Origin of the sequence: Pseudarthrobacter sp. NCCP-2145 (assembly GCF_023708005.1) — a bacterium.
GTDB classification, from domain to species: Bacteria; Actinomycetota; Actinomycetes; order Actinomycetales; family Micrococcaceae; genus Arthrobacter; species Arthrobacter oxydans.
This window is the reverse complement of the sequence record NZ_BRCG01000009.1, coordinates 107,061-124,354: the sequence shown is the minus strand read 5'-3', so window position 1 is coordinate 124,354 and position 17,294 is coordinate 107,061. Positions and strand designations below refer to the sequence as shown.

The window sequence follows — 17,294 nt, the reverse complement described above, 5'->3', positions numbered from 1 at the left end:
TGCAACGGAACGGCGCCACCACCTGCCGGCCGCGGCGCGAAGGAAGGGGCCACGCATGGTCAGGAAATCGGCATCCGGCAGGATCGGCATCGCAGACGTTGCCGTGAAGGCGGGAGTCTCCCACGCGACGGTTTCGCGCGTCATGAACGGCAACTTCACGGTGGACCCCGAGATCGCTGCCCGGGTCCGGGCGGCGGCGGTCGAGCTGAAGTACCAGCCCAACCCCGTGGGCCGAAGCCTGGCCCTCGGCAAGACAGACACCATCGGCATTGTGGTGCCGGACCTGGCCAACCCCACCTTCCAGGCCATCCTCCGCGGCTTGAGCCGGGCCGCCGCCCAGGACGGGTACCGCGTGCTCATCGCCGATTCCTTTGAGGTCTCCAGCGAGGAAACCATCCTGGCGGGCGAGGCACGCCGGCGGTGCGACGGACTGGTCCTCTGCGCGCCCCGCATGAGCGACGCCGAACTGGAGGAGATTGCGCCGTCCCTCCGGCCGCTGGTCCTCATCAACCGCACCACGGCCGCTGCAGGCGTCCCCAGCCTGGTGGTGGACTACGGCCAGGGCGTGCAGGATATCGCCGAACACTTGGTGGACCTGGGCCATACCCGCCTCGCCTTCCTGGCAGGTCCTCCCCGCAGCGCGTCCAACAACCTCCGGCTCCAGGGCCTGGAGGCCTTCAAGGCGGCCCATCCGCACGTGGAGGTCACCATGCTGGAAGGTGGCTCGGACTTCGACACCGGCCACGGCGCGGTGGATGCCGTTTTGGAAAGCGGCGCCACGGGGATCCTTGCCTTCAACGACCTGGTGGCGATGGGCCTGATGAGCGGGCTGCATGAACGGGGCCTCGACGTCCCCGGCGACATCTCCGTCACCGGGTTCGACGACATTCCCTTCGCAAAGTACACGACGCCGACGCTCACCACAGCGGCTGTTCCCATTACCGAACTGGGCGAGCAGGCCTGGCACCAGCTGCGGGCCCTCATCCGCAACGAGGAAAGCGACGCTCCCGGCAGCCGCTACCAGCCAAAGCTCGAGGTGCGCGCCAGCACCGGCCCGGCCAAGGCTGCCCGCACGGCAGTCCACGGCTGAGTACCCTTTAGGGACGACCCATTCCGGCTTCCCGGTAGTAGCCCTCGATGTGGGCTGCCACCAGCCGTGCCGCGCGGTCGCCGTCGCCGTTCCTGATGGCGGCAAGGATCCCGCAGTGCTCTGCCTTCAGGCGCGTGGCTGTTGCCTCCCAGTCCGGAAGGCTGGATGTCAGCTGCGCGGCGTACCGCTGGATCGATTCGCGCAGCGAGCCCATCATGGCGCTGACCACCGCGTTTCCCGCGGCATCGGCGAGGGCCAGGTGGAACCGGACATCCAGCGCCAGGAATTCATCAACGTCCAACCCCTCAACGGCCATCTCGTCCAGAAGTTTGCCGGCCTCCTCCAGCTCCGGGGCCTCCGGGCTTGCCCTGGACGCCGCCCAGGACTCAAGGAGCATCCGGGTTTCCACGATGTCCGCCACCGGAAGGTGCTGCGTGGCCACGTGCAGGCGCAAAGCTGAGCCAAGGGCCGCCGTCGGATCCGAGATGACCACCGTACCGGCGTCCGGGCCCGACCCCACCCCGGCCCGGACCACGCCCATGGCTTCAAGGATCCGGATGGCTTCGCGCACGGACGTGCGTGAGACCTTCAGCTGTTCGGCGAGGGTCCTTTCGGCGGGCAGCCGTCCGCCCACGGCCAGCCGGCCCTCGGAAAGCTCGGCCTCAATCCAGGACAAAACAAGCTGGTGCGTACGCATAGGGCCATGGTACTTGATGTGGTCCGACCACATGGCCTACAGTGTGGTTAGACCACAGGAGGTCCCGGACGCGGACCTGCCGGCCCAACGGAGGACGCCATGACCCACACCATCCAGCCCAACAATCCGGAGACAACCCCTGCCCCGGACGCCACCGATGTCCCGGCAGCCACCCCCGGGCCTGCCATCCCACCGACCGTTTCCGCGGTGCCGGCAGCGCTGAAGCGCCGGATCCCCAAGTACTCGGATTTGGCCCCGCTGATGCAGTTCAAGAAGCCCGGGTTCAGCAAGGAAGCGCGGCTCAAGCGGGCCAGCACCATCTGGGAACTCCGCGACATCGCCAAGCGCCGCACCCCGCAGGCACCGTTCGACTACACCGACGGCGCTGCCGAAGGGGAAATCACCCTCCGCCGTGCCCGCGAGGCGTTCCTGGACATCGAGTTCCGGCCCGGCATCCTGCGCAACGTCTCCAAAATCGACCTGAGCACCGAAATCCTGGGCAAGCCATCCCGGCTGCCCGTGGGCATCGCCCCCACCGGCTTCACCCGCATGATGCAGTCCGAAGGCGAGTACGCCGGTTCCCAGGCCGCGGAAGCTGCCGGAATCCCCTACACCCTCTCCACCATGGGCACCGCGTCCATCGAGGATGTGGCGGCCGCAGCCCCGAACGGCCGCAACTGGTTCCAGTTGTACCTCTGGACGGACCGCGACCGCTCACTGGAACTGATCGAGCGGGCCGCCAAGGCCGGCAACGACACCCTCATGGTCACCGTGGACACCGCCGTGGCCGGCGCCCGCCTCCGCGATGTCCGCAACGGCATGACCATCCCGCCGGCGCTGACGGTCAAGACCGTCCTCGATGCCTCCTACCGCCCCGCCTGGTGGTTCAACTTCCTCACGCATGAGCCGCTCACTTTCGCGTCACTGTCCCGCTACACCGGAACCGTGGCGGACCTCATCAACTCCATGTTCGATCCCACGCTCACGTTCGAGGACCTGGACTGGCTGCGCGAAACCTGGAAGGGCAAGCTGGTGGTCAAGGGCATCCAGACCGTGGAGGATGCCCGCCGCGTCGTCGACCATGGCGCCGACGGCGTGGTCCTCTCCAACCATGGCGGCCGCCAGCTGGACCGGGCACCCATCCCGTTCCACCTGCTCCCCGAGGTCAAGCAGGCCTTCACCGCGGACAACAGCGATGCCGCAATCATGCTGGACACGGGGATCATGAGCGGCGCGGACATCGTGGCCGCCCTGGCCCTGGGCGCAGACTTCACGCTGATCGGGCGCGCCTACCTGTACGGACTGATGGCCGGCGGCCGGGCGGGCGTTGACCGTACGCTGCAGATCCTCGAGAAGGACATGGCCCGCACCATGGCCCTGCTGGGTGTCAGCAATATCTCCGGACTGACCCCGGACCACGTGCGCCTGCTCAACAAGTAGGCGCCAGGGCCCTACTTCTTGCGGCCGAACTTCGGCAGGGTGGGCAGGTTAGCCAGGAGGTCGGCGGCCTTGGTGGCGGCCCGCCCCACGGTCCTGCCGATCTGCTGGGGCACGCTATCGTCGCTCAGCGGCGCCGTGGTGCCGCCGGGGATAACGACGGCGGGACTAAGCTCGGCGCCGTCGCGCGCCAGGACACCGGCGGACACAGCCTCCGCCGCCACGGCGCCGGCGGTGGCGGATTCCTGGTCCGCGGGTGCCGTCTCGGGGGTGGTGCGGGAAGCCTGTTCCTGGCTGCCTTGGGCAGCGGCGGCGTGCGAGGACGCCCGGCCGGCCGGTTCCGCTGGCGCCGCCGCGCCGACGTCGAGGGTCTCTAGCCAGGTGGCGATGCCCTCCAGAGGTTTGCGGTTGAGTGCGTAGTAGCGCTTCTGGCCCTGGGCCCGCATGCTCACCAGCTGGGCTTCGCGAAGGACTTTGAGGTGCTTGGAAATGGTGGGCTGGCTCGCAGCCAGTTCCTCCACCAGTTCGCCCACGGCCTTGTCCCCGGAGCGGAGGGAAACCAAAATGTCACGCCGGGTCGATTCCGCTATGACGGCAAATACGTCGTCTGTCACCATGCCTCAACCCTAGCGACATATACGCCGAAAGGCATCAACTATTTCGGCCCTTACCCGAATGCCATTGCCCCGGTTCTCCCGCGGTGCTAGAACGGTTCCAGGGTTGCCCAGGGTTCCCGGGCAGCGGCCGGCGTGACCTGAGGGGTGGGTGGCATGGAGATCCTCCGCCAGCAACTGTTCAACATCATCGCGTTCGTGTTCCTGGGCCTCTTCGTCGCGGTGTGGGGCTCAGTTCTGCTCCGCGTGGGGTTCTGGGTGCCGGACGGACGGACTGTTGCGCCGCCCCTCAATGGAGCCCTGGTAACTGCGGCCGGCGTCCTGGCGACGTCGCTGAGTTCGCTGACCGCATCGGCGCTCGGTTTCACCATCGCCGAAGTCCGCCGTGAGGAGTCCGGGCAGGACGCCCGCCGGCCACCAGGTCCCGGGGCGCCGGGAAGCTCCACCGCGGTCAACCCGTCCGACGTCACCGCCCGGCTGTCGGGGCGGATCATCGCAGCCATCATCGTCTACCTCGCTGTGGGCCTGGCTGTCCTGCTGCTGTGGCTCGCCAAGGGAACCGCGTCCACGGACCTGATCGGGGCCTTCGCGTTATCGCTGCTGGGATGGCTGATCGGCGCAGCGGGAGTGGTGTTCCAGACGGAGAAGCGGAACACCTGAAGGCAACGCGTCAGTCGAACCAGGGGTCGAGTCCGTGGAGCGGGAACACGGACTTCCGGGTCGCCATGACAGTCCGGTCCACGGCATCGTTGGGATCGAAACCGACCTCCCATGACCGCCACCAGAGCTCCACATCGTCACTCATCAGCGCCGGCGCCGAGGAACCGAACTTTTCCTGGACGTAATCACGCCAGTCCTGCGGGACCGGCGTGCGCAGCGGCACGGGCCGCCCGGCCGCGATGGCAATCAGGTGGCTCCAGGACCGCGGGACCACCTGGAGGACGTTGTAGCCGCCGCCTCCCGTGGCGATCCAGCGGTTGTCGCAGTGGCGGGCTGCAAGGTTCCCGACGGCGGAGGCGGCCTCCCTCTGCCCGTCAACGCTGAGGTTGAGGTGCGTCAGGGGGTCGAGGCGGTGCGAGTCGCAGCCGTGCTGGCTGACGATTACCTCCGGCTGGAAGGCGGCTACCAACTGCGGGACCACGGCGTAGAAGGCGCGCAGCCAGCCGGCGTCCCCCGTTCCCGAGGGCAGCGCGACGTTCACGGCTGTCCCTTCCGCCTGCGGGCCGCCGATCTCGTTCGCAAACCCTGTGCCCGGGAACAGCGTCAGCCCGCTCTCGTGCAGCGAAACCGTGAGCACGCGGGGGTCGTCCCAGAAGATACTCTCCGTTCCGTCCCCGTGGTGCGCATCGACGTCGATATACGCCACCCTGCGGATGCCGCCGTCGAGCAGCCTCTGCACGGCAAGGGCGGCGTCGTTATAAATGCAGAACCCGCTGGCCCGCTCGCGGGAGGCGTGGTGCATGCCGCCGCCGAAATTGATGGCGCGCAGGGCCGAACCGTCCAGGATCCGGGAGGCGGACAGCAGGGACGCTCCGGCCAGGCGGGCTGCAGCCTCATGCATCCCGGCAAAAGCGGGGTCATCCTCGGTGCCCAGGCCGCGGGCCTCGTCAGTCTCGCCGGGATGTGCGCTGACCTTTTTGACTGCCGCAACAAATTCGGCGGAATGCACGGTTTCGAGGTCGGCGTCGTCCGCCACGTCCGGCGCCTCCACCGCCACATGCTCCAGGTCGAACAACCCAAGGCTGCCCGCCAACCGGGCTGTCAGGTCCATGCGCTCCGGGGCCATGGGGTGGCCCGGGCCGAAATTGTAGGCGGTCATGTCAGAACTCCACGCCACCACCGTTGGGGGCGCGGGCAAGCTGAGGCCCGGCAGGTATGTCATCAATCACAGGCTACCTGAGCGCGGCACCCCTCCTGCCCAGTCATGACGCAGGCATTAGTGGTTTACTACTGAGGGAAGCAGTTTCTACCGAGGAAAAGCCACACATGACGCAAAGCCAGTCGAGGCCCCGTACCCCGGCCAACTGGCATCCCGCAGGGCAGGAGCGGGAAGGCCTCTGGATCCTTACGCGGCTGCGGGACTTCGTCGACGACATTGCGAACACCTCGCCGGCCCGTCTTGCCCTCACGGTGTTCGCCGCCGTCTGCCTTGTATTCACGCTCCTGCTGTCCCTTCCCGTCTCTTCCGCCACCGGTACCGTCACCCCGGTCCACCAGGCGATGTTCACCGCAGTCTCCGCCGTGTGCGTCACCGGACTGACGGTGGTGTCCACGGCGGTCCACTGGTCCTTCTTCGGTCAGCTGGTAATCCTGATTGGTATCTTCATCGGCGGCCTCGGCACCCTGACCCTGGCCTCGCTGCTGGCGCTGATGGTTGGCAAGCGACTGGGAGTGCGCGGCAAAATCATTGCCGCCGAGTCCATGAACAACGCAGGGCGCCTGGGCGAGGTGGGCACCTTGCTGCGGATCGTCATCACCACGTCAGTGGTAATCGAAGGAATTCTTGCACTGGCCCTGATCCCCCGGTTCCTGACCCTGGGTGAGCCGTTCTGGCAGGCCGTCTGGCATGGAATTTTCTACGCCATCTCCTCTTTCAACAACGCAGGCTTCACCCCGCACTCGGACGGCATCGTGCCCTACGAGACAGACCTCTGGATCCTGGTTCCCCTGATGCTCGGCGTCTTCCTGGGCAGCCTGGGCTTTCCCGTGGTGATGGTCCTCCAGCAGAACGGGCTGAACTGGAAGAAGTGGAACCTGCACACCAAACTCACCATCCAGGTCTCCTTCATCCTCCTGCTGGCGGGCACCGTCCTGTGGGCCTTGATGGAGTGGGACAACCTGCGGACCATCGGAACCATGGATGTCGGGGACAAGGTCACCCACGCCCTGTTTGCGTCCGTCATGATGCGATCCGGCGGCTTCAACCTGGTGGACCAGAACCAGATGGAATCCACCACCATGCTGCTGACGGATGCGCTGATGTTCGCCGGCGGCGGTTCTGCGTCCACCGCGGGCGGCATCAAGGTCACCACCATCGCCGTGATGTTCCTGGCAATTGTTGCCGAGGGCCGCGGCGACACCGACGTCAAGGTGTACGGCCGGACCATCCCCCAAGGCACCATGCGGGTAGCCATCTCGGTGATCGTCGCCGGGGCCACCCTGGTGTCCGTCTCGGCATTCCTCCTGCTCCATATCAGCGGGGCGTCACTGGACCGGGTGCTGTTCGAAACGATCTCCGCGTTCGCCACCTGCGGCCTCAGCACCAACCTCAGCGCTGAAGTGCCGCCGTCGGGCGTTTACGTCCTCACTGCCCTGATGTTCGCCGGGCGCGTAGGAACGGTCACCCTCGCAGCCGCCCTGGCCCTTCGCCAGCGCAGCCAGCTCTACCACTATCCCGAAGAGAGGCCCATCATTGGCTAGTTCACCCGACGCCCCGCGTCGCCCCGCCCACAACGCTCCCGTGCTGGTCATCGGGCTGGGACGGTTCGGTTCCTCCACGGCAGAGCAGCTGGTCAAGCAGGGCCGCGAGGTCCTCGCCATCGAACGGGACAGGACCCTCGTCCAGAAATGGGCGCCGCTGCTCACCCACGTCGTGGAGGCTGACGCCACCAACATCGACGCACTCCGCCAGCTGGGCGCCCAGGAGTTCAGCTCGGCCGTCGTGGGGGTGGGCACGTCCATCGAATCCTCGGTGCTGATCACTGTCAACCTCGTGGACCTGGGCATCGAACACCTCTGGGTGAAGGCCATTACGCCCTCCCACGGCAAAATCCTTACCCGCATCGGCGCCAACCATGTGATCTATCCGGAGGCCGACGCCGGCGTCCGGGCCGCGCACCTGGTCTCCGGCCGGATGCTGGACTTCATCGAATTCGACGACGACTTCGCCATCGTCAAGATGTACCCCCCGCGCGAAACGGTGGGATTCACGCTGGACGAATCCAAGGTCAGGTCCAAGTACGGCGTGACGATCGTTGGTGTGAAGTCACCGGGTGAGGACTTCACCTACGCCCGCCCGGAGACCAAGGTGTCCTCCCGGGATATGCTGATCGTGTCCGGGCACGTGGACCTGCTGGAACGGTTCGCAGCCCGGCCCTAGTTCCCGACGTGAGTCAGCCGAGCTGCCTGGTGATCTCGGCTGCGCGCTCCGCGGCGGCGCGGGCACCGGCGGCAATGATGGCGGGAAGGCCGCGCTCGTCGAACGTGGCGATGGCCCTCTCGGTGGTGCCGTTCGGGCTGGTCACGGCCTTGCGCAGTGCGGTGGGATCGGCACCGGGCTCGGCCAGCATAAAGCCGGCTCCGGCCACCGTTTCCCGGGCGAGGAGAAGGGACAGTTCCGGGTCCAGGCCAAGCTCCCGGCCCGCTGCGGCCATTGCTTCAGCCAGGTAGAACGCGTACGCCGGTCCGGAACCGCTGATCGCAGAGAGCGCGTCCACCTGTTCCTCGGGGACCTCCACCACCGTCCCCGCACCGTGCAGGACATCCTTGACCCTCTTGAGCTGTTCAGGGGTGCAGCTGGTGCCCGGCGAGACCGACACCACGCCGCGGCCCAGCTTGGCCGGTGTATTGGGCATGGAGCGGATCACCGGCTGCCCTGCGGGCAGTGCCGCCTCAAGCTGGGCAATGGACACCGCCGCTGCCACGCTGACCACCACCGTGGTGGGCGAGAGCGAGCTGCTGATTTCCCGCGCCAGCTCCGTGATGCCAACAGGCTTGACGCCCAGGATCACGACGCCGGATCCCTTGGTTGCCTGCTTGTTGTTGTCCGGCTCCTCTTCCCCGGCGATTGCGGTCACCCCGTGGTGCCGTTCCGCCAGCTCTGCGGCACGCTCTGCCCTCCGGACGGTTGCGACGACGTCCGCCGGATCCGTTCCGGATTCCAGCAGGCCACTCAGAATTGCTTCGTTCATGGATCCACAGCCAAGGAATGCGATTCGGTTGCTCATGGCTCCATCATTACAGTTCGGCCCGGCAAGCGCAGAAATCCATGACCCGGGGCGGACACAAAAGGGTGGGAACTCGCCGAAACCCATTCACAGGTGGCTCACATGTTGGGTGCAGGTGCCTCACAACTTGGAGTCCTAGCGTGGGTACTACCTCATTGAGGGTGCGAGTGATGCGGCAGGGATGGGGATCCCTGCCAGGGTACCGGCGTCCGGCAACAGGTTTTCCCCCATTTTCCTGTTGCCGACGCCGGTACTTCCCTTTTAAGGAGTTCCTAGACCGCGGCTTCGACAGTCTGCGGCGGGGCCAGGTGGGGTGCGAGCTCCAGGGGCCCGGAAAACACCAGCTGGTCCAGCCGGCGGAGGATGAGGCCTTCACGCAAGGCCCAAGGGCAGATCCTCAGCTTCTTGAACTTGAAGAGTTCCAGTGCGGCCTCCGCCACAAGCGCTCCGGCCAGCAGCTGGTGGGCGCGGGCTTCGGAGACGCCCGGCAGGTGCAGCCGGTCCTCGACCTTCATGGCCGAGATCCGCTGCGCCCAGACCCCCAGGTCCGAAGCCTGCAGCTCGCGCTTGACGTAGGGGCCGGCCGCGCTGGGGGCGGCCCCGGCGATCCGTGCCAGGGAGCGGAAGGTCTTGGACGTTCCCGCCACCACGTTGGCCCGGCCCAACCCGTCGAATTCCCGGACCGCAGGCTTGAGGGTGGCGCGGATGTACCGCCGCAACTCCTTGACGCTCTTGGCCGACGGCGGATCTTCGGACAGCCAGTCCCGCGTGAGCCGGCTGGCACCCAGCGGCACGGACGTGGCCACTTCCGGAAGCTCATCCTGGCCGAAGGCCATCTCAAAGGAGCCGCCGCCGATGTCCAGGTTGAGAATGGGTCCGGCACCCCACCCATGCCAGCGCCTGACGGCGAAGAAGGTCATGGATGCTTCTTCGCTGCCGGTGAGTTCCTGAAGGGTCACGGTGGTTTCGTGCTTGACCCGGGCCAGGACCTCGGGGCCGTTGGTGGCCTCGCGGATGGCTGACGTACAGAAGGCCAGGAGGTCTTCGGCCTTGTGCCTGGCCGCAAACTCCCAGGCTTCAAGGACGAACTCGGTGAGCTCGTGCTGGCCGGCGTCATTGATGCTGCCGTCCGGTTCCAGGTATTGGACCAGGGACAGCGGCCGCTTGTGCGAGGCGAAGGGCACCGGCCGCGCACCGGGGTGGGCATCCACCAGGAGGAGGTGGACAGTATTGGACCCGATATCGAGGACGCCTAGCCGCATGGTGCAATTATTGCTCGTCAGCCCGCTTGAAGTCGCGCTTGATGTTGGCCACGCCCTCGGGGTTGATCTCGAATCCGTAGGCTGCGCCCGGGTTGATGACCATTCCCAGTTCGTCACCGATGTTCGCGATGATGGCCGCACCCTGGGTGCCCAGCACGTTGGGCGCAGCTTCGAGGTACTGCTGGTCCACGCGGCTGGGGTGCGAGAAGACGGCGAGGACGGGGTCGCCGTCGGCATTGCCCAGGACCAGGGGCTCCACCTGGGAGTCCTCGCCCTCGATGCCGTCCGAACTGATGATGTAGACCTCGCTGTTCAGGAAGGACAGGATGACGTCTACCGGGCTGGCGTCAGGCTGCCCGCCCTTCGCGAGCTTTTCCTCGAGGTCGTTGAGGGGCTGGAGATCCGTGTGCGCTGGCTGTTCAGTCATCCCCCTACCCGATCACGATCCAGTGCCCCATGCAAACCCCGTAACCACCGCTACTTCTTGGCGGTGGCCTTCTTCTTGGCCGGGGCCTTGCGGGTGGCCGTACGCTTCACCGGACCCTTGGCACGCTTCTCCGCCAGCAGTTCCACGGCCTGTTCACGCGTCAGCTCCTCCAGGGAGGTTGCCCGAGGAACGGTGATATTGGTGATCCCGTCGGTGATGTAGGGGCCGAAGCGGCCCTCCTTCACCACGATGTTCTTCTCCGACACCGGGTCGGGGCCGAACTCCGCCAGCGGCGGGACGGCGGCCCGGGCGCCACGCTGCTTCGGCTGGGAGTAGATCTCCAGCGCCTGGTCCAGGGTGATGGTGAAGATCTCTTCCTCGGAGCCGATGGACCGTGAGTCGGTCCCCTTCTTGAGGTAGGGGCCAAACCGGCCGTTCTGCACCGTGATGAGGTTGCCTTCGGCGTCCTCGCCCAGGGCGCGGGGCAGGCTCATGAGCTGCAGCGCCTCGTCAAGGGTGACTGACTCCACGGTCATGGACTTGAACAGCGAGCCGGTGCGGGGTTTGGCCTTGACCGGCTTCTTCGGCGGCTTGGGCTTGCCGTTCTTGTAGTACTCCACCGGCTGGGCGGCGATCTGTTCCTCGGTCATCTCCGGGATGACCTCGGTGACGTAGGCGCCGTATCGGCCGTTCTTGGCAACCACCGTATGCCCAGTGTGCGGGTCGGTGCCCAGTACCCGCTCCTCGGGGGCAGCGGTTTCCATCAGTTCAATGGCCTTGGCAGCGGTCAGCTCGTCCGGAGCCAGGTCCTCGGGCACGTTGGCCCGGGGCGACTCCACGATCTCCCCGGTCTTCGGGTCAACAGTGGCGGCCGAGCTCTCCAGGTACGGGCCGAACTTGCCAACCCGCAGCGTGATCTCATCCGTGATGGGGATGGAGTTGATTTCGCGGGCGTCGATCTCCCCCAGGTTGTTCACGATGCTCAGCAGGCCCGGGTCCGACTCTTCCCCGAAGTAGAAGTGGCGGAGCCAGGAGGCGCCCACGGCCTGGCCGTTGGCGATCTTGTCCAGGTCGCCTTCCATGTCCGCGGTGAACTCGTAGTCAACGTAGTCGCTGAAGTGCTGCTCCAGCAGGCGGATCACCGAGAAGGCGATCCAGCTGGGGACCAGCGCAGAACCCTGTTTCCGGACGTATCCGCGGTCCTGGATGGTGGAGATGGTGGAGGCGTAGGTGGACGGGCGGCCGATGCCCCTCTTCTCCAGCTCGGCCGTCAGTGACGCTTCGGTGTAGCGCGGCGGCGGCGAGGTTTCGTGGCCCACTGCCAGGATCTCGGAGGCCGTGAGGGCATCACCCTTGGCCACGTTGGGCAGCCGGCGGGCGTCGTCGGAATCGTCGTCTCCGCGGGTCTCGTCCTTGCCTTCCTCGTAGGCTGCGAGGAAGCCGGGGAACGTGATCACGGTGCCGGAGGCCGAGAACTCGGCATCCCGGCCGTCCGCAGCGACGGCACCCAACCGGATGGTCGCCGTCGAGCCCTTCGCATCGGCCATCTGGGACGCAACGGTGCGCTTCCAGATGAGTTCGTAGAGGCGGAATTCGTCGCCCGAGAGCTGCTTGGCCACCTGGGCCGGGGTGCGGAATGAGTCACCGGCGGGGCGGATGGCCTCGTGCGCTTCCTGCGCGTTGGCTGCCTTGCCGGTGTACACGCGCGGGGACTGCGGGATGTACTCCGGGCCGTACAGCTCGGACGCCTGGCGCCGCGCGGCGGTGAGGGCTTCGTCGCTCAGCGCGGAGGAGTCCGTACGCATATAGGTGATGTAGCCGTTTTCGTACAGCCGCTGGGCCACCTGCATGGTGCTCTTGGAGGAGAAACGCAGCTTGCGGCCGGCCTCCTGCTGCAGCGTAGAGGTGGTGAAGGGCGCAGCCGGGCGCCGGGTGTACGGCTTGGTGTCGACGGACCGGACGGTGAACGAAGCGTCCTGCAGCCCTGCCGCCAGGGACGCAGCCAGCTCCTCGTTCAGGTGGGCAACGTTCTTCGACGTCAGGACGCCGTCGTCGTTGAAGTCCCGGCCGCTGGCCACCTTCGCCCCGTCCACGGCGGCGAGCTTGGCCTTGAAGGACCCGGCGTCGGCGCCGAACTGGCCCGTGAGGTCCCAGTAGGAGGCGGCTTTGAAGGCCATTCGCTCGCGTTCGCGGTCCACCACCATACGGGTCACCACGGACTGCACGCGGCCGGCGGACAAGCCGCGGGCCACCTTGCGCCACAGCACCGGGGAGATTTCGTAGCCGTAGAGGCGGTCCAGGACGCGGCGGGTCTCCTGGGCGTCCACCAGCGCGGTGTCCACATCGCGCAGATTGCCCATGGCGCGCTGGATGGCTTCCTTCGTGATTTCGCCGAAGGTCATCCGGTACACCGGGACCTTGGGCTTGAGCACTTCCAGCAGGTGCCACGCGATGGCTTCGCCCTCGCGGTCCCCATCGGTTGCGAGATAAAGTTCGTCGGCGTCCTTGAGCGCGGCCTTAAGCTCAGTGACCTTTTTCTTCTTGTCCGCGGACACCACGTAGTAGGGCTTGAAGTCGTGATCGATGTCGACGGCGAACTTGCCCACCGACGTTTTCTTCAGCTCGGCGGGGAGCTCGGATGGCTGCGGCAGGTCGCGGATGTGACCAATGGAGGCCTCTACGATGAAGCCCTCGCCGAGGTACTTGGCGATGGTCTTGCTCTTGGCCGGAGACTCCACAATCACGAGTTTCTTGCCGGTTTTGGCCTTGCTTGGCACGGTGCTCCTACAGAAAAAGGTTGCTCGGGCAGATGCGCCCATACTGGCCTAGTTCACCATATTTTGCAGAAATGTGCGCATCCATGTGGAAAAGAAGGGGGTTCTGCCGGGCGCCGCCGGCGCCTTGCTCCGCGCCTTATCCGGCGGCAGGGATCAGGAAGCCGTCCCGCACCAGATTGGCCACATCGGCGAGCAGCCGGCCCCGGAAGGAACCGGCGTCGAACCCGTCCCCGCCTGCCATCCCGCCGCCGAGCAGCGCCTCCAGGGCACCGGCAATCTGCCCGGCGGAAAGGTCGCCGTCGCAGGCCGACACGAAGCCTGCCAGCTCGGTGCTCAGCAGGTTTGTCCGGCGCAGGCCCGCGCCCTGCCGGAGCAGGATCACGCCCGGATGCTCCGCTCCCGGGCGCTGGTGGCGCTCCTCCGTGACATCCTCGGCCACCAGCAGGTGCGCTTTCTCGAGGCTGTGCGCGGCCAGCCAGTCGATGCGTTCGACGGCGGCGCCCAGGTGGGGGCCGATGGGCTGCTCGATGGGGTAGGTGATTTCCTCGAACCGGCTGAAGGTGCCCTGCCCGGGTGCCGGCGGCCGCCGGAGCCAGACCATGCCGAAGCCGATGCCCTCCACGTTCCTCGACTCGAAGTCCGCCAGGTAGGCCGCGTAAGCGTCCCGGTAGTGCTGCCGGTCCCGGCCCTCGGAGGCGTCCTGCAGCCAGGTTTCCGCGTACTGTTCCGGCCCCACCTGCTCGCGCTGGATGAACCAGGCATCCGTGTCCGGCCGGACCCACGTCCGCGGGCGCTCCTGCCACCCGGTTCCGGCCGCCACTTCCCAGTTCCCCAGCATCTGCGCGGTGCCGCCGGGGGCCAGGATCCCGGGCAGATCAGCAACCAGCGAGGCAACAATCGCATCGCCCGGAAGGCCGCCGTCGCGGTAGGTGAACTGCTCCGCGGCAGCCTCCCCTGCGCTCCGCGGCGTGATCACGAACGGAGGATTGGACACCACCAGCCCGAATTCCTCGCCTGCCACGGGGTCCAGGAGTGAGCCGAGGCGCAGGCTCACCCTGTCCTCCAGCCGGGACGGGTCAACGGACAGGGCCGCGGCGTTGAGCAGGATGTTGAAGCGCGTGAAAGCAAGTGCCCGTTCGGAGATGTCCGTGGCCGTGACGTGCTCGCAGTGGTGGAGCAGGTGGAAGGCCTGGATGCCGCATCCCGTGCCGAGGTCCAGGGCGCGTCCGGTATGGCGGCGGACGGTGGTCTGCACCAGGGTGGTGGACGCCTGGCCGATGCCGAGCACGTGGTCGTGCCGCAGCACCCCCGCCTGCTGGTGTGCGGCCAGGTCGCTCGCCACCCAAAGCTCCGCACCCCCGCTGCCGTCTGTGTTGTTCCCGGAGGTGCCGGACCACCCGTACGGCCGCAGATCAGCCTTGGCGGCCAACAGGCCCGCGCCGGGTACGGGCTCAACAAGCCCCAGCGTGAGGAGCCCGTCGGCACCGATGCCCGGAAGGGCGGCGTCGAGCGTGTCCTTCGCCTGCGGCTCGGCAAGGAGCCAGAGGCGGACGACGGCGGCGAGCGCCGCGTTCCCTTCGTCCTGGCGCACAGCCCGGTCCACTGCCAGCAGGGCCGGAATGATCTGGTCCCGGTTCAGGGCCTCGGAAGCGGCGGCGCCCAGGAGCCTGGCGACGCCGTCGGGCGTGTAGTCCAGGCCCCGCAGATCGGCGGCGAGGGCCGTGAGCAGCTCCGGGAGGTCGCTGCGGGGTGCGTCCGGGGTGTTGCCGGCGGTGAACTCGTATGGGGATCTAGGCACTGCCCAAGTTTAGTCCGGCGGGCACCGGAGGCCGGGGCGGCCGGCACCGGGTAGCGTTGAGGCATGCCTTCGCGTTCTTCCGTCCTTCCGCGCGCCCGGCTCCGGCCCGCGCGGCGTGCCCGCCTGATGCCGTGGTCCGCCGTGTCCGCGGGTGCGGCGGCCCTTGTCCTGGCCGGGTGCTCCCCCGTTGTTTCCATCGAGAACGCGGACGTCCCGCAGTGGCAGGCCACGGCGCTGCCCCCGGTTCCGGGAGCGGTCCTTGAGGACGCCGGCAAAATCCTCAACCGGGACCGCATCATCAGGGAAGCCGCTGATGTCCCGGCGGGCCGCTACATCCTCACCGCCACGTGTGAGGGCGGCGGAAAGGCTTTCTTCGCCGTATCGCTGGACGGGAAGAAGCTGGCGGACGCCGGAGCAGCCTGCAACGGCAGCCGGGAATCCACAAAAATCACCCTGCCGGATGCCGGCACACTGGAGATCAGCACGTACAGCGTGGACGCACCCCTCATTTACGCCTACCGGCTGGCGCCCGCGGACTAACCGCCCTCCGTGCTCTGGCCCGCCGCCGCCGTCGGGCATACAGTCGGACTATGCCCAGTGTGCGGACGGCCTCCGCGCCATCCACCGCCCCCACGGCCCTCGCTGGGGACGCACGGGTGCGGCCAGGGCGGAAGCCGGCCGCCGCCGTCGCCATTGCTGTGGCGGCCGCCGGGATGATGCTGGGCGGGTGTGAATATACGTACGACGACGGGCGGAACCTGCCCGGGCCCGTCGAGGCGGAAGCGACGCGCCTTCCCGGGCCGGTGTTCACCCGCGACCCCCTGCAGAACGATCCCGTCAGCGAGGAGGAAACCGGCGCATGGGCGGCCCGCACGCTTCCCGACCCCGGGCAGCCGGTGGCCTCCGCCGGAGCGGGACTTGTGGCCGCGGGCAACGTCCGGACCGAATCCACTCCGGTGCTGGGGACGGGCACCTACGTGCTGTCCCTGGCGTGCCGCAGCCAGCGGCGCGTGACCTTCACGGTCCGCAGCGAATCGCTGACGCTGGTGGACCTGGGGCTCCGGTGCGGGATCAACAGGGAGAACGTCATCTATCTTTCGTCGGAAACAGCGCTCACCATCAGGGTGGAGGCCAGGACAGGCGCGAACTACGCCTACCGGCTGCGGCTTCTCTGACCTGGCTGCCTGTGCTCAGGCGGCGCAGCCCTCCGGGCAGCGGAGGGTTTCCGGGCTGGAGGCGCACTCCGCGCAGTACAAGGTGAGGGTCCGGCAACTGGGGTTGGAGCAGTTCTCGAACTTGCTGGTGGGCGCTGCGCAGCGGGCGCACTGCCCGATGGTCTTCGCGTCGTCGCTGAACTCAAGGTGCATGCGTTTGTCGAAGACGTACAGCGAGCCCTCCCACAGGCCCTGGTCCTTGAAGGTTTCGCCGTAGCGGACAATGCCGCCGTCCAGCTGGTACACCTCTTTGAAGCCCCGGTTCACCATCAGGCTGGACAGCACCTCGCAGCGGATCCCGCCGGTGCAGTAGGTGACCACGGGCTTGTCCTTGAGCCCGTCATACTTGCCGGACTCGAGCTCCTGGATGAAGTCATGGGTGGTGGCAACGTCCGGGACGATTGCGTCCTTGAACCGGCCGATCTGCGCTTCGAAGGCGTTCCGCCCGTCAAAGAACACCACGTCCTCCCCGCTTTGCTTCTTGGCGTCAACGAGCTGGTGCAGTTCCTCGGGCTTGAGGTGGGTCCCGCCGCCCACCACCCCGTGGGCATCGACCTTCAGCTCGCCGGGCGCACCGAAGGAAACAATCTCGTCGCGCACTTTGACGCTGAGGCGCGGGAAGTCCTCCGCACCGCCGTCGGACCATTTCACGTCGATGTCCCTGAAGCCCTGGTACTCGCGCGTTGTCTTCACGTACTGCTTCACGGCGCCGATCTCACCGCCCACGGTGGCGTTGATGCCGTCCTTGGAGATCAGGATGCGGCCCGTCAGCCCGAGCTTCTCGCAGAGCGCACGCTGCCAGAGCCGTACCGCCTCCGGGTCTGGAAGGGGGGTAAAGCCGTAAAAAAGCACAATCCGGTTTAAAGCCACGTATTTAAGGGTACCGGCACGCTTGGGACGGGCGGAGCGGGAACCGTGGCTGCCGGAGCGGCGGCCACGACTGCCGGCCCGTACCGGCTTCGCCGCATCACAATTGCATAAGCTCTTGGCAGCCCCCTGTTGCTGGCGACCGGGCTGGAATAGTCTCATGCC

The 17,294-nt window shown here is 67.1% G+C and carries 16 protein-coding genes; 7 read left to right on the top strand and 9 right to left on the bottom strand.

The window, feature by feature from the left end:
- The first annotated feature begins 55 nt into the window (after positions 1-55).
- Positions 56-1,090: a LacI family DNA-binding transcriptional regulator gene (locus NFU08_RS10050; protein WP_251422756.1), complete on the top strand. Its 1,035-nt coding sequence runs from the start codon at positions 56-58 to the stop codon at positions 1,088-1,090.
- Between the two features lie 7 nt (positions 1,091-1,097).
- On the opposite strand, the gene NFU08_RS10045 is transcribed toward NFU08_RS10050, so the two are convergent.
- On the bottom strand, positions 1,098-1,787 hold the full coding sequence (locus tag NFU08_RS10045) for a FadR/GntR family transcriptional regulator (RefSeq protein ID WP_174177133.1): 690 nt from the start codon (positions 1,785-1,787) through the stop codon (positions 1,098-1,100).
- 99 nt (positions 1,788-1,886) lie between these two features.
- Here NFU08_RS10045 and NFU08_RS10040 point away from each other — a divergent pair, with 99 nt between their 5' ends.
- Positions 1,887-3,227, top strand: a complete 1,341-nt coding sequence (locus NFU08_RS10040) for an alpha-hydroxy acid oxidase (protein WP_285835584.1) — start codon at positions 1,887-1,889, stop codon at positions 3,225-3,227.
- Positions 3,228-3,238: 11 nt separating this feature from the next.
- On the opposite strand, the gene NFU08_RS10035 is transcribed toward NFU08_RS10040, so the two are convergent.
- Positions 3,239-3,841 (bottom strand): helix-turn-helix transcriptional regulator, encoded by a 603-nt coding sequence (locus NFU08_RS10035; protein ID WP_251422753.1) that lies wholly within the window; start codon positions 3,839-3,841, stop codon positions 3,239-3,241.
- 153 nt (positions 3,842-3,994) lie between these two features.
- Between NFU08_RS10035 and NFU08_RS10030 the strand changes: the two genes are divergently transcribed.
- Positions 3,995-4,498, top strand: a complete 504-nt coding sequence (locus NFU08_RS10030; RefSeq protein ID WP_251422750.1) for a hypothetical protein — start codon at positions 3,995-3,997, stop codon at positions 4,496-4,498.
- Positions 4,499-4,508: 10 nt separating this feature from the next.
- On the opposite strand, the gene NFU08_RS10025 is transcribed toward NFU08_RS10030, so the two are convergent.
- On the bottom strand, positions 4,509-5,720 hold the full coding sequence (locus NFU08_RS10025; protein WP_397425577.1) for an acetoin utilization protein AcuC: 1,212 nt from the start codon (positions 5,718-5,720) through the stop codon (positions 4,509-4,511).
- 104 nt (positions 5,721-5,824) lie between these two features.
- On the opposite strand from NFU08_RS10025, the gene NFU08_RS10020 reads away from it, so the two are divergent.
- Positions 5,825-7,258, top strand: a complete 1,434-nt coding sequence (locus NFU08_RS10020) for a TrkH family potassium uptake protein (protein ID WP_174177141.1) — start codon at positions 5,825-5,827, stop codon at positions 7,256-7,258.
- Positions 7,259-7,298: 40 nt separating this feature from the next.
- Positions 7,299-7,937, top strand: a complete 639-nt coding sequence (locus NFU08_RS10015; protein ID WP_172801511.1) for a TrkA family potassium uptake protein — start codon at positions 7,299-7,301, stop codon at positions 7,935-7,937.
- A 13-nt stretch (positions 7,938-7,950) separates the two neighbouring features.
- Here NFU08_RS10015 and proC read toward each other — a convergent pair whose 3' ends face one another.
- The 5 genes from proC to NFU08_RS09990 form a co-directional block, all read right to left on the bottom strand.
- Positions 7,951-8,784 (bottom strand): pyrroline-5-carboxylate reductase, encoded by an 834-nt coding sequence (gene proC / locus NFU08_RS10010; protein WP_174177143.1) that lies wholly within the window; start codon positions 8,782-8,784, stop codon positions 7,951-7,953.
- Positions 8,785-9,056: 272 nt separating this feature from the next.
- Complete coding sequence (locus tag NFU08_RS10005) at positions 9,057-10,046, bottom strand: Ppx/GppA phosphatase family protein (protein WP_174177145.1); 990 nt, start codon at positions 10,044-10,046, stop codon at positions 9,057-9,059.
- Between the two features lie 7 nt (positions 10,047-10,053).
- Entirely contained in the window at positions 10,054-10,473 is a 420-nt protein-coding gene (locus NFU08_RS10000) for an SseB family protein (protein ID WP_174177147.1), read from the bottom strand.
- A 50-nt stretch (positions 10,474-10,523) separates the two neighbouring features.
- A complete protein-coding gene (gene topA / locus NFU08_RS09995) occupies positions 10,524-13,250 on the bottom strand; it encodes a type I DNA topoisomerase (protein WP_251422743.1) in 2,727 nt (908 codons plus the stop codon).
- A 136-nt stretch (positions 13,251-13,386) separates the two neighbouring features.
- Positions 13,387-15,048: a methyltransferase gene (locus NFU08_RS09990; RefSeq protein ID WP_251422740.1), complete on the bottom strand. Its 1,662-nt coding sequence runs from the start codon at positions 15,046-15,048 to the stop codon at positions 13,387-13,389.
- A gap of 63 nt (positions 15,049-15,111) precedes the next feature.
- Here NFU08_RS09990 and NFU08_RS09985 point away from each other — a divergent pair, with 63 nt between their 5' ends.
- The gene (locus NFU08_RS09985; RefSeq protein WP_174177153.1) at positions 15,112-15,588 is read left to right on the top strand and encodes a hypothetical protein; all 477 of its coding nucleotides are present in this window, start codon (positions 15,112-15,114) and stop codon (positions 15,586-15,588) included.
- A 50-nt stretch (positions 15,589-15,638) separates the two neighbouring features.
- Positions 15,639-16,223: a hypothetical protein gene (locus NFU08_RS09980; protein ID WP_251422737.1), complete on the top strand. Its 585-nt coding sequence runs from the start codon at positions 15,639-15,641 to the stop codon at positions 16,221-16,223.
- 15 nt (positions 16,224-16,238) lie between these two features.
- Here the strand turns inward: NFU08_RS09980 and NFU08_RS09975 are convergent, their stop codons facing one another.
- Positions 16,239-17,132, bottom strand: a complete 894-nt coding sequence (locus tag NFU08_RS09975) for a rhodanese-related sulfurtransferase (protein WP_174177155.1) — start codon at positions 17,130-17,132, stop codon at positions 16,239-16,241.
- Between the last annotated feature and the right edge of the window lie 162 nt (positions 17,133-17,294).